Source organism: Aphanizomenon sp. CS-733/32, assembly GCF_028330045.1.
GTDB lineage: Bacteria > Cyanobacteriota > Cyanobacteriia > Cyanobacteriales > Nostocaceae > Dolichospermum > Dolichospermum gracile.
Genome location: NZ_JAQMSE010000006.1, coordinates 1 through 11,754, shown reverse-complemented (window position 1 = coordinate 11,754; position 11,754 = coordinate 1). Strand labels below are relative to the sequence as shown.

12 protein-coding genes are annotated in these 11,754 nt (G+C 37.9%); 7 read left to right on the top strand and 5 right to left on the bottom strand.

Going from position 1 to position 11,754, the window contains the following annotated elements; all coding sequences use genetic code 11:
- Positions 1-222: 222 nt before the first annotated feature.
- Both PN471_RS00340 and PN471_RS00335 read right to left on the bottom strand, forming a co-directional pair.
- Positions 223-852 carry a hypothetical protein gene (locus PN471_RS00340; RefSeq protein WP_271775196.1) on the bottom strand — a complete coding sequence of 210 codons (630 nt, stop codon included), beginning with the start codon at positions 850-852 and terminating at the stop codon, positions 223-225.
- A complete protein-coding gene (locus tag PN471_RS00335) occupies positions 827-2,053 on the bottom strand; it encodes an urease accessory protein UreH domain-containing protein (protein ID WP_271775197.1) in 1,227 nt (408 codons plus the stop codon). The genes PN471_RS00340 and PN471_RS00335 overlap by 26 nt, the downstream gene beginning before the upstream one ends.
- Positions 2,054-2,196: 143 nt before the next feature.
- On the opposite strand from PN471_RS00335, the gene PN471_RS00330 reads away from it, so the two are divergent.
- Genes PN471_RS00330 through PN471_RS00320 form a run of 4 tightly spaced genes read left to right on the top strand, consistent with a single transcriptional unit; the run spans position 2,197 to position 4,691 of the window.
- Positions 2,197-2,556: a hypothetical protein gene (locus tag PN471_RS00330; RefSeq protein ID WP_334311884.1), complete on the top strand. Its 360-nt coding sequence runs from the start codon at positions 2,197-2,199 to the stop codon at positions 2,554-2,556.
- Positions 2,557-2,569: 13 nt separating this feature from the next.
- Complete coding sequence (locus PN471_RS23270) at positions 2,570-2,716, top strand: hypothetical protein (protein ID WP_334311883.1); 147 nt, start codon at positions 2,570-2,572, stop codon at positions 2,714-2,716.
- A gap of 20 nt (positions 2,717-2,736) precedes the next feature.
- Positions 2,737-3,411: a response regulator transcription factor gene (locus PN471_RS00325; RefSeq protein WP_271775195.1), complete on the top strand. Its 675-nt coding sequence runs from the start codon at positions 2,737-2,739 to the stop codon at positions 3,409-3,411.
- Positions 3,411-4,691: a HAMP domain-containing sensor histidine kinase gene (locus PN471_RS00320; RefSeq protein WP_271775194.1), complete on the top strand. Its 1,281-nt coding sequence runs from the start codon at positions 3,411-3,413 to the stop codon at positions 4,689-4,691. The genes PN471_RS00325 and PN471_RS00320 overlap by 1 nt, the downstream gene beginning before the upstream one ends.
- 130 nt (positions 4,692-4,821) lie before the next feature.
- On the opposite strand, the gene PN471_RS00315 is transcribed toward PN471_RS00320, so the two are convergent.
- From PN471_RS00315 to PN471_RS00305, 3 genes are all read right to left on the bottom strand, one after another.
- On the bottom strand, positions 4,822-5,043 hold the full coding sequence (locus tag PN471_RS00315) for a hypothetical protein (protein ID WP_271775193.1): 222 nt from the start codon (positions 5,041-5,043) through the stop codon (positions 4,822-4,824).
- 565 nt (positions 5,044-5,608) lie between these two features.
- The gene (locus PN471_RS00310; protein WP_271775192.1) at positions 5,609-7,372 is read right to left on the bottom strand and encodes a serine/threonine-protein kinase; all 1,764 of its coding nucleotides are present in this window, start codon (positions 7,370-7,372) and stop codon (positions 5,609-5,611) included.
- Positions 7,373-7,483: 111 nt separating this feature from the next.
- Positions 7,484-9,025: a YcjF family protein gene (locus PN471_RS00305; RefSeq protein ID WP_271775191.1), complete on the bottom strand. Its 1,542-nt coding sequence runs from the start codon at positions 9,023-9,025 to the stop codon at positions 7,484-7,486.
- Positions 9,026-9,759: 734 nt separating this feature from the next.
- On the opposite strand from PN471_RS00305, the gene PN471_RS00300 reads away from it, so the two are divergent.
- The 3 genes from PN471_RS00300 (at position 9,760) to PN471_RS00290 (ending at position 11,698) form a co-directional block, all read left to right on the top strand.
- On the top strand, positions 9,760-10,257 hold the full coding sequence (locus tag PN471_RS00300) for a hypothetical protein (RefSeq protein ID WP_271775190.1): 498 nt from the start codon (positions 9,760-9,762) through the stop codon (positions 10,255-10,257).
- A 208-nt stretch (positions 10,258-10,465) separates the two neighbouring features.
- Positions 10,466-11,158, top strand: a complete 693-nt coding sequence (gene bchM, locus PN471_RS00295) for a magnesium protoporphyrin IX methyltransferase (RefSeq protein ID WP_271775189.1) — start codon at positions 10,466-10,468, stop codon at positions 11,156-11,158.
- Between the two features lie 174 nt (positions 11,159-11,332).
- On the top strand, positions 11,333-11,698 hold the full coding sequence (locus PN471_RS00290; RefSeq protein ID WP_271775188.1) for a hypothetical protein: 366 nt from the start codon (positions 11,333-11,335) through the stop codon (positions 11,696-11,698).
- Positions 11,699-11,754: the final 56 nt, after the last annotated feature.

Genomic DNA, 11,754 nt, shown 5'->3' with positions numbered 1-11,754 from the left:
CCAAATGTGGTTTTAGTGTGTCTCGTAATAAGTTAATCTGGTTCATAGGGGTTTCTTTGATTGTGTGGTAACTTTCTATGAAACCCTTTCTCTGTTTCCTTTGCAAGCTTTTTCTCTATTTTTTGTCCTGTACAGAGATTTTATCAACCTAATAATTTTCCTTTCAAATTAGCTTTATCCGCTTTAAAAGTACCAGAGGCGTTGACCATTTTTAACGCCAACTTACTTCATTTGTTTCAAAAAAACTACAATACCACCTAAAATTAACAAAGCTCCCAACCCAATTAAAGGTTGTGCTAACCCAATTGTTGTTCCTTGCTGATTCTCGTTGACATTTTGCTCCAGTTGAGAAATATCTACAGCCTTCCCTGTAGCCACAGTGACAAAAAACTTTAACTCAAAAGGTTTAAAACTGCCCTCAGTCACAGGTTTACCACTCAATTGCAACTGATAAGCCCCTGGTTTGGGAAAAGTAATTTCTGCCCCTGGTATACCTTCATACCGTTCAGCCTGAATAGATTTTAATCGAGGTTCAATTAAGGCTGGTTCTCCGGCTACATGAGGTTCAGCATAAATAGCCAACCGACAATTACAATCTTTTAAAGGAATTACCTTACCACCTTTTCGCGTCAGGGCAAACCAAGTTTGAGTAACTTCCCCAGCGCGGGGATTATCATTAGGTTCTAAATGGATAGTACCACCCACATCTGCGGATATTTTCACCGTGTGGGCTAAAACTTGAGTATTTGTAGCAACTATCAAACCAGATAAAATTAATAATAATAGATACCTGATTTTGCTGTTACATGGAGTATAATGAGTCAATTTACCGAGACTTATTGGGAGGAACATAAAATTTTTCTAGATGTAAATATAACCAAAAATACCGTGAACGCACTAATAATACACCAAAAATAATTATCCCCAGGAACACCGCTGCTAACTGGTTTTGCCAACCTAATCTGAAAGCACCCAGGTAATGAGAACCAATCATCACCGTATGAATAGCACTCAATAACAAAGCTGGTACACTGAGGAGATGAATTTGTCGCCAACGCTTACCTAATGACTTTTGCAGAAAGTCAAAACTTGTACAAACAGCAGGAAGCATTAATGCCAGTGCCACAGCCCCTGCACTCATCCCCCATTGAAATTCTAACTTTAAAAACCAAAAAGCGTTAAAATTCCACTCTAGAGAATGTTCAAAATGATGAATAGTATGTACCCCAGCCAGAACAAAAGCCCCAACTCCCAAAGCTCGACGGTAACGCAGAGGTGCAGACCAAAAACCATTCACAGGACGGGCAATCAATGAGAGAATTAAACAAATTAGAGCAGCGTGTCCGCTATAGTCTGTCATCGTATCCCCTGTCCGCAAGAGGGTAATAGCACCAATCATTAGAGTTAACCACCCACCCAAGCGAAATAATTGACTGCGGCGATCTTTACTCATTAAAGCCGTATAAACACTTACACCTAGCATGATGGGCAGCGTACCAATGCCAAAAGCTAACATTGTCGCTGTCGCTTGCCACAAATCCCCTGTAGCCGCAGCCTTAATTTGAGCCGCATACAAAAAACCACAGGGCATTAATCCCCAAGTCATGCCCAAAAGTGCCGGTGTCCACCATTGAGTTTGGGCAGATAACTTGAGCATGGCTACACTGAGACGGTTGTGTAAATTCCCTTTTAAGATAGGGTGTAGAAGGGGAATATGCGGTAATAAATCTGGTTTTACCTGTCCTAAACCAAACCAAATCAGCATTATGCCTGTAGTTATAGCTATCCACCGCCGCAAATCACTACCGACTCCTGCCAGTTGTCCACCTTCTACTAATACCGAACCGACTGCGCCAATAGCAGCACCAACTAAAGCGTAACTCAACATTCGCCCCAGGTTGAGTAAGGTATGAAATTTTAATTGCTGTTGCCAAGTCGGATTTTTCTGCTGCTGAGAAAGAGAAAAAGCTACTGTTAAGGGTCCACACATCCCAAAGCAATGTCCAAAACTGCCCAAGAACCCTAGCAATGTGATGAGTAATAAATCTAGCATATTCATGATGGGAACTGGCAATTGGCAAGTGGGAAAGTATACTTTTTCTTTTTACATCTCTGATCATGATGTCCATGTCAAAAGACAAGCTGTCAAACTTGGTGTAGTTTTAATATTTGATTTCCTATAGTTGGGGTTAAATCATGATCAAAAAATGGTTGTGGGTGGTGCTAGGGGTCATGATTGTTTTGATTATTGGCGGTTTTTTTCCACAATCGGAGATTGTACCGATAGTTAAAAATACTCCTGTACAGCAGCCGCAAAGCCTAGAGACACCCCGAAATGTGAATAATACTCTATTGGTTGACAGGAATCAACTTTTCGCTCATGTTCAAAAATTGAATTTTCAGCGTTATGGCAAAATGGAGCGTATCCGTACCCGTACATATATCACAAAGAAACTGCAAAAATTTGGCTGGCAACCTCAACTAGAAAAATTTCCTCAAGGTGTAAATATTTTTACCATTCTGGTTGTCAAAAATATCCGACTGGTTTGCCTGTAACCCCACCTAAGGAGTGGGGGCTGTTCTGGTTATAGATACGGCGAATTTACGTAATTCTCATTACCATCAACCTAGTGATATTCCTGAAAATATTCAAAGAGAATTTTTCACAGGTGCAGCACAAATTATTATTAATGCTACTTCTAGTTTGTTAAAATAAATTTTTTTAGAGCTAACTTTATGAAAATATTACTTGTAGAAGACGATGAACGTATTGCCAAACCCTTAGCAGAAGATTTAAAACATCAACGTTATGTTGTAGACATTGCTAAAGATGGAATTGAAGGTTGGGACTATAGTCAATCAACCCAATATGACATAATTTTATTAGATATAATGCTACCAAAGTTAGATGGAATTAGTTTATGTAAACGGTTACGATCTATTAAATATAACGCCCTAATTTTAATGCTCACAGCCAGAGATACGACAGCAGATAAAGTAATTGGACTAGATGCAGGGGCTGATGATTATTTAATTAAACCATTTGATTTAGAAGAACTAACAGCCAGAGTCCGAGCTTTATCTCGCCGAAATTTAGAAGTGCGTCCACCCATCTTAGTTTATGGTAAATTACAACTAGATCCTAGTAGTTGTCATATTAGCTATCAAGATCAAACTCTATTATTAACACCTAAAGAATATATGATTTTAGAGTATTTTATGAAAAATCCCCAGCAAGTCTTAACTCGCACATCTATTTTGAATAAATTATGGGAATTTGATAAGATTTCCGGTGAAGATACTGTCAAAACTCACATTAATAATTTACGCAAAAAATTAAAAGCCGTGGGAGCATCTGAAAAAATTATCGAAACTGTTTATGGTATCGGGTATCGTTTGGGGAGTAACTAATGCTGTGGGCAATTAAATATCGCTTATTATTCTCTTATTTATTAGTATTTGGGTCAATATTAGGAGTATTCACATCAGCAGTCAGGATTTTTGTGACTCACAGTCTTGAACAGGAAATCACCGAAAAATTAATTGATTTAGCGGAAGGTGCTGCTGCTAGTTCAGAATATATTAATGGTAAAATTAAATTAGATAATGATTTTCCTATTCAAGATATTACCAATCGTCATCAAGGTTTACAATGGTTTAATCGAGAAGGAAATCTTCTGCAACAACAAGGTGAAAATTTACCAAATTTACCTCTTGATCCTCATGTAAAAAAACAACTGCTATCGGGTAAAAATCCCATTATCGCCATTACATTACCCATAATTGGCAGCGAAGATGGTAAGCTAATCGGATATGTAAGAGCTAGTGAATCACTAGAAAATCTCAACAAAACTTTAAATAAACTTGATTGGGGTTTAGGAGGGGGTATTTGTTTTGCTTTACTGATTAGTGGTATTGGTGGAATATGGTTAACTCGTCAATCTATGCAACCAATTGAAGAAAGTTTACAAAAACTCCAACAATTTACTGCTGATGCTTCTCATGAACTCAGAGGTCCACTAATGGCAATTAAAAGTAATGCTGTTGTGGCGATTAAATATCCAGAAGCAATTCGAGAAACAGATTTAGAAAAGTTTCAGGCTATTCTCAGCGCGACAACACAAATGTCTAGTTTAACGGAAGATTTATTGCTTTTAGCGCGAACTGATATTATCCCTAATCAAGATGTAAGTTTTATTAATTTAAAAGAAATTTTAGATAAATTATATACACTATACAAACCTCAAGCGGAGGCTAAAGAAATTCAGATACAATTACAATTAGATCAAGATTTATATGTCCTTGGTGATGGTGAGCAATTAAAACGATTATTTACTAATTTATTGGAAAATGCCATTCACTATACTTCTGTACAAGGTAGAATTGAAATTACCACTCGTAGTGTAGGTTCTTATATCTACGTCAATGTCCAAGATACAGGTGTAGGAATTGCTCCAGATAATTTGGAAAAGGTTTTTGATAGATTTTGGCGAGCCGATGAATCTCGCACCTATAATTGTGGTGGTTCTGGTTTGGGTTTAGCGATCGCTCAAACTATTGCGAAAAAACACGCTGGATTAATTACTGTGAAGAGTGAATTGGGAGTTGGTAGTTGTTTTACAACACGCTTATTATCAATTTCACTATTTTCAAAATCAAGTCTTTCTAAAAATTCATCATTAAAAAGTTAGATTGGGTTTAATAATTACCCAAGCTAATTAACATGATCAAGACCAAATAATCAAATATTGCATCACCTGATCAAGTTACTTTAAACAGATGATGCAAATAGTGGATGAAAGGATAAAATACAGGGGAAAATTATTTTTTAACTGGTTTTTTTGTAGGTGTTTTGACGGCAGGTTTTTTAGCTACTGGTTTTTTGGTTGCGGGTTTTTTAGAAGTTACGGGTTTAGAAGCTGTAGGTACTCCAGGTTGACCAACCTGTGTAGATTCAGCAGCCAGAGCATTCTGGCAAATTCCACCTAAGGTTAAGAAACTAATTAAACCAAGACTGAAAATTGCTTTAGTTGTGTTTTTCATGGTGCTATCTTTCCCGATGTTGATTTTTTGCAAGACTGTTTCCTTGCCTAGTTTTAACTATAGGCAGTAAAAGTAAAGAACTCGCAAAGATTTTTAAATAGTTTAAGAAATACAGAAACATAGTCATAAACAACCCACATTCCGCACTTCATGATGAATTATTATCAATTAGCACTTGAAATATTTAAAAAAATGTACTTTTGCGCACAATAAAAAATAAAATTAAGGAAATATTCGTATATTACAAAATGAAGTGCGGAAAGTCAGATAAAAAATTACCTCCAGCTTAAAAATTGCTGGAGGCTATGAATAAAGACATTGGAATGTGGACTAGTTCGACTACGAATTTAACTTTATTTTGATATAGTTATCTCTATCTGCAGGAACGTTGAAAATTAATTCATTTCTATCTAATTGAATAAACAAAAAAGACCCCCGGTTATAGACCGAGGGATTCTGCAAGTCGGAATTATCGCACAAAGACATTCGCGTACCCAGAATAGCAATGCAACAGATGGAAAAAATGCCAAAATGCCAAAAACCATAAATCTCCGTATTTTTGCCGCTAATTACGAATATTTACTTCCTGTAAATAATCTTCTGGTTGCAAAAATACTCTACGCTCAAGGGCGTGTTTATTCGTAAGTGTGTTTTGCATTTCAAGTGTTTTCAGTGTCGCTAATTCTTGTTGTTGATTACGGAGACATAACTTTTGGGAATATTCTTGTAGTTTGACTCTTGCTTGTGCATAGACATCAGCATCTCTGGGAACTCTTTCCAGGAGTTTAATTGCCCCAAAAAAGTCACCTACAGACGCTTGATTGTGGGCTTGATATAAATAATATCCCGATCTAACTTGACGTTTTTGATTATATTCAGCTAATTTTTGTTTAACTATAGCACCAGCGGAGCTTGCCTCAGGTATTTGCTGTAAGTAATATAAAGCTGTTGAGAAGTCTCTTTCTTCAGCTTTTGCATAGGCTTTTGCTAATAGAGTTTGTGTTTGGGCTTCGATATTTACTTTTGCTTGTTCAACTAGGGGCTGGATTTTTGCTTGCCAATAGGAATTAACTGTAATTTGAGGCGCATGAGGTAATACTTCTGTCCACCGGCTTTCTTTGAAGGCTTTTTCAGCTAAAATATAATGTTCTGCGTCTTTTTGCCATTGCTTTTGCCACTCTTCAATTGAGGCTTGTGCTTCTGGATAAAGATTACTATCAAGAGGGATTGACCGAGCTAAATTAATTGCTTTTTGTAGGTCTCCAGATTGATATTTGGCTATGGCTTTATATAAAGTTTCTGTGGCTGAGTAAGCTTGAGAATTATTAAATAAAGAATATACTCCTAACCCAAGCAAAACAGAATTAATTAATAAACCTAATCGTAATCCTACTAGTAATGGTTGAGATTTCTGAGGTGTTTTTTCAATAGTTTGATAAGATAATTGAGATTCTGCTATTTGTATCTCTGCTGGGTTATTTTCCCATTTTATATGCTTGAGTACCCATAGTGCTTCATGAGCGGATTGAAACCGTTCCTGATGTTGATAACGGATCATCTGATTGAGGAAAGCAATTAAATAATCATTAATTTGGCTATCATGATCACACCAAATAATTTCATTGGTTTTGGGATCAATTTCTAATTGCAGAGGTGCAAGTCCTGTAATAGCTTGAATAGCAATTATGCCCAAAGAGTAAAGGTCGCTATTGGGTTGGGTTTGACCAATGAATTGTTCTGGAGGAATGTAACCCAAGGATGTTACAGGAATTTGATCTATGGATAATTCGGTTTCAATACTAAAATCTATTGGTTGAATTGAGCCAAAATCAATTAATACTAATCTGGCATCTATCCCTCGTCTAATGAGGTTTTCTGGTTTAATATCGCAATGAATAAAACCTTGAGAGTGAACAAATTCGAGAATATATAGGGCATCTTCTAGAAATTTGATAACGTCAATTTCACTCCATTTACCTGAGCTTTGGGAGCTAGTTGGTAGTTCTGCGGCTAAGGACTCTCCAGGAATAAATTGTTGTACTAAATAAAAACGTTTATTTTCTTCAAAGCAGGTAATTAATTCGGGAATTTGGGGATGGCGACCTAAGTGTTTGAGGGTTTCAGTTTCTGTTAAAAACCGTAGTCTGAGGTGGTCAAAATAGGAGGTAGATTGATAGTTGTTAACTTTGAGTTGTTTAACAACATATCTGGGTTTTTCTGGATGGTGCATATCTACCGCAATAAATGTTTGTCCAAACACTCCGGCACTAAGTGGTTGCACAATTTGGTAACGCTCTTGTAATAGCTTGCCGATCATTTGGTTGTTCATGATCTAATTACTCAGAAATCCTTATATATCTTTTCTGACATCGGCTGCTATTTTCCGGAATTATAGACAATAATTCAGTATGTGAAATATTCAATAATTATTTCAGTGTTTTTACTTATAATCTTCTTTGTCTACAAAGGTATCAGTTAATGGTTTGACGACTTTAGCGATCGCTTCTTGCACAAAAACTTTGATAAATTCATCCCGGCGATTAATCTGAAATTGTTGCTGGACAACTTCTGTCATCCCCCCATCACCCCAATCTTGATCATGACGAAAATATTCAATAAAACTTTTCCCAGCAATTCGGGTTAAATATGCGGCTGTCACCCCTTGAATTGCTCTTCCCACAATAAAAGTAGCCACATTCAGTTGCAAAGCCGTTGATAATAATTCAATAGCCCCTTTGACAATCCCTAAACCAGCAATAGTTTTTCCTAAAGATAGGGCTAATTCCTTGCCCCGTTCCATGTTTAAATCACAACCATAAATCCTACCAATTTCTACGACCATTTGAGCATTAACCGCCGCGGTGGCGAGTAAGTCTACCATTGGCAATGGGGTGACAGAAACCACACCTGCGCCAATCCATTGATACCGCTCAACAACTTTATCAGCTTGGCGACGACGCTGGGAATCTATCAGTTTACGGGCTTCTTCTCCTAAGCGTAAAGACTGTAAGAGGATATTGTCTGCCACTAAATCTTCACCTTCAGCGCGTAAAATGGAAGCCATACGTCGTAACAAAGGGATAATATCCGCTTCAGGTTGAAAGGTTTCGCCAGTTTCTAATTGGGCTATTTGGGGATTGGCAGCGATCGCTACCACATCATTAGTAGCAATAAAACCCCGTACTCGCTCCCGTAATCTCGCCAAGATTGATTCTATGTCAGTTTCAGTGTACAAATCTGTTTTATTCAGAACTAAGAGCGATCGCTTACCAATTTCCGCCAACCCCCGCAATGGTTCATATTCAGAACGGCGTAAATCATTATCCACCACAAATAACAACAAATCCGCCTCCGTCGCCAAAGCCCTAGCCAATTGTTCCCGTTCCGTACCCGCCACCCCCGGTTCTAAAATCCCTGGAGTATCAGTAATTAATATCTTCCGTTCCAAACCCTTCAACCGTAAACAATAGGTTTCTCCTACCTGAGTCGTGCCCATTGGTGCATTCACTTCACCAACTATCCGCCCCATAATCCCATTCACCAGGGAAGTTTTACCAGCACTACCAGTACCAAAAACAACAACCTGAATTTCCCCTCTCGCTAAATTCGCCTCAATTTCCTTAGTCCGACTCAGTAAAGCTTGGCGTGTCACCTCATCTTGAATTTGGGCTACTTGTTGACGGACTGCTTGCAAGGTAGAAGAAGCCGCATCCGATTTAGCCGCCGGAATTTGGGCAGAAGTCACCCTTTGACGTTGACGACGGGATTTTTCTTCCCCCTGCCGCAGTACCAATACATAATAAACAAAAGCAGCAATCAAACCACAAATCAGTAAAACTAGCAGTAATAATAGTAAATTACCTAACAACGGCGAATAGGACAACTGCCAGTACAATCGGGAAAGAGAATCAATTAGCCATAGGGTTAACGCCAAAATGACGATCAGGCCAACAATTAGTGTAACAATACGAGACAACGGCATGAAGGATAGAAGTTATTACCTGTATAATGTTTTTCTCAGAGAGCAAATTCAGGAGGCAGGAGAAACCCACCCTTACCCATGGTAGGATTGAAGCAAGGACGCTTTATACTGCACTTCGTGCCGCTACGCTAACGCCCTGGGCATCTTGGTATAATTCTTTCTTTAAACTGGGATTAAAACTCAGAGCTAAAGTTTCAATTGATACTCATAACCTTCTGCCTTTTTCTAAAAAGCAACAATTTTTGATAAACTAAGTAGGTTGGCGTTAAAAATTGTCGGGATTTTACGTTTCTTTACACAGTTTGGTTTTATTGTGTTCACCTACTTAATATTTCAGTGTATGTGTAGTCTTGCCTGATTGACAGTCATAATATAAACTTTATCTATGAGTTTAAACATTTTAACTCTTTTCAAAAATTATTCCCCCGCGTGAGTATCAGAAAAAAAGTTGTTCCGGGGTATAGTCTCTTCCTGGGAATATGACTTTTAGGTACATCTGGAGGGTTATTAGTAGGCAGTAGCTATTGTCAAACAGCCTCAGAAAAAGCAATATTACTTCATAAAGAAGGTCTCTTACTCGGTAACTTACAAACAAAACTTTGACAAATAGTGATACCAATTGCTCATTGATCAATATAATAATTTTGACTTTATCCCTGATTTCTAACTGTTGATGACTTGATTTTGCTGTATCATTGATAATTAGAGATATTAAAAACAACAGGAAAAAATTAATGGGGCTATTTGATCAAATTCTTGGTGCAGTTAGCAATTCCACTCAACCCGGTGGTTTGGATAATTTAGTAAATATTGCCACCACAGTTAAACAATTAGGTAATGGTGTTGGTGCAGACTCTTCCACCATGGAATCAGTTTTATCAGTTGTTGGTAAACAAATACAATCATCTTTACAGGCAAAACAAGCTACTGAGGGTAGTCAAGCCGTACAAGAACTAGTCAATCAATTTGCCGGCACTTCAGCCAATTTTGAAGCTGTAAGCAGCTTATTTTCTCCAGATAGCCAAGCACAATTGGCGGAAGAGGCCACCCAAGGTACTAACCTAGATGTGAACAAAATTCAACAGTTATTACCCACTTTAATTCCTTTAGTTTTCAGTTTCTTGCAATCTGGTGGTAGTCCATTACTCAATAAATTTCTAGATGCTGACGGTGATGGTGATGTAGACATTGCGGACGCGATTAAATTAGCTAGTAAGTTTTTAAGAATTTAAACTGACTGGAATTTTTGTTGCTGAGAATCTGCTGATACCAAATTCAGATGAAGCTGCATAGAATTAAGACTTCAAAAATAATTGACCGCAGATAAACGCAGATAATGACGGATAAATTCATTGGATTTCACGATTCTGTGCAGCCTTACATATAATTGGGATGACAAATGATAATTTTAAGAATTGTGAACAATTAACAATTGAGTTTATGAAAGCAGCCGAGGATAAAACAATAGTCCGCGAATACTTCAACTCCACGGGTTTTGATCGGTGGCGGCGCATCTATGGTGATGGTGAAGTCAACAAGGTTCAGCTAGATATTCGCACTGGACATCAACAAACTGTAGATAATGTCATCGGCTGGTTAGAAGCTGACAACAATTTACCATCATTATCAATTTGTGATGCTGGGTGTGGTGTTGGTAGTCTGAGTATTCCTCTAGCTATGAGTGGTGCTAAGGTCTATGCCAGCGACATTTCCGCCAAAATGGTATCAGAAGCTCAGGATAGGGCTGTAATGGCTTTGTCAAATACTGTAAACCCCTCTTTTACGGTACAGGATTTGGAATCTTTGGGTGGTAATTATCACACTGTTATCTGTTTGGATGTTCTGATTCATTACCCTCAAGAAAAAGTTGACGAGATGATTTCTCATCTATGTTCTTTAGCGCAATCACGAATTATTCTCAGTTTTGCGCCTAAAACTTGCTTCCTGACTATCCTCAAAAAAATCGGTACTTTCTTCCCTGGTCCAAGTAAAACCACTCGCGCTTATTTACATCCTAAAGCTGATGTGATCAAAATTCTGGAAAAAAATGGCTTTTCAGTCCAAAGACAAGCTATGACGCGAACAAAGTTTTACTTTTCCAGGTTACTAGAAGCAACTCGTACATCTGTTTAAGTTGTAAGTTACAATTAATACTTTTATATTCCCGATTTCTTTGAGAGGTCGGGAATTTTGTGGTTCACGATATCAGCCCAAAATAGCCTAAAAAAAGGCAATTAGCCACAAATTAGCCATTATGCCATTTCATAATATAATTTACTCATGTATTTTTTATGGCAATTAGTATAAATGTTCAACACATTACCTCATCGCTACATGATAGTTGTGAGTATTAATTTTACCATCCTGTTGAGGAGTATTGGATCTAGCGTTGCACAAGTATCTGATCACCTCAATCCTAGTCCCAATCCCTTACAGTTACCTTCCTTCCCGATAGAAGTAACGATTCAAAAAACTCAGCCAATTACTATACAGCAAGCCTTGGAACTAGCACGACAAAATAACTCTGAGTTAAAATTGGCCTCACAGGAGGTAGAACGCAGCCGTGCTGCCTTAATAGAGGTTCTCAATTTGGTGACGTACTCCACACACTCCCTTTCAGGTGAGTGTGGGCTTCTCAGTGACTCCTCTATGAGGACATTAACTGAGCTTTAAGACCGTGCGCCCCACGGTTCTTTGGTTTTGAGATTTGTTTTTTGTTTTGTAGGCTG

What these genes read in the sequence shown, in the direction of transcription:
- PN471_RS00320 (WP_271775194.1), top strand. Translation starts at nt 3,411, where the DNA reads ATGCTGTGGGCAATTAAATATCGCTTATTATTCTCTTATTTATTAGTA.
- PN471_RS00335 (WP_271775197.1), bottom strand. Translation starts at nt 2,053, where the DNA reads ATGCTAGATTTATTACTCATCACATTGCTAGGGTTCTTGGGCAGTTTT.
- PN471_RS00305 (WP_271775191.1), bottom strand. Translation starts at nt 9,025, where the DNA reads ATGCCGTTGTCTCGTATTGTTACACTAATTGTTGGCCTGATCGTCATT.
- PN471_RS00325 (WP_271775195.1), top strand. Translation starts at nt 2,737, where the DNA reads ATGAAAATATTACTTGTAGAAGACGATGAACGTATTGCCAAACCCTTA.
- PN471_RS00300 (WP_271775190.1), top strand. Translation starts at nt 9,760, where the DNA reads ATGGGGCTATTTGATCAAATTCTTGGTGCAGTTAGCAATTCCACTCAA.
- PN471_RS00310 (WP_271775192.1), bottom strand. Translation starts at nt 7,372, where the DNA reads ATGAACAACCAAATGATCGGCAAGCTATTACAAGAGCGTTACCAAATT.
- PN471_RS00315 (WP_271775193.1), bottom strand. Translation starts at nt 5,043, where the DNA reads ATGAAAAACACAACTAAAGCAATTTTCAGTCTTGGTTTAATTAGTTTC.
- PN471_RS00330 (WP_334311884.1), top strand. Translation starts at nt 2,197, where the DNA reads ATGATCAAAAAATGGTTGTGGGTGGTGCTAGGGGTCATGATTGTTTTG.
- PN471_RS00290 (WP_271775188.1), top strand. Translation starts at nt 11,333, where the DNA reads ATGTTCAACACATTACCTCATCGCTACATGATAGTTGTGAGTATTAAT.
- bchM (WP_271775189.1), top strand. Translation starts at nt 10,466, where the DNA reads ATGAAAGCAGCCGAGGATAAAACAATAGTCCGCGAATACTTCAACTCC.
- PN471_RS00340 (WP_271775196.1), bottom strand. Translation starts at nt 852, where the DNA reads ATGTTCCTCCCAATAAGTCTCGGTAAATTGACTCATTATACTCCATGT.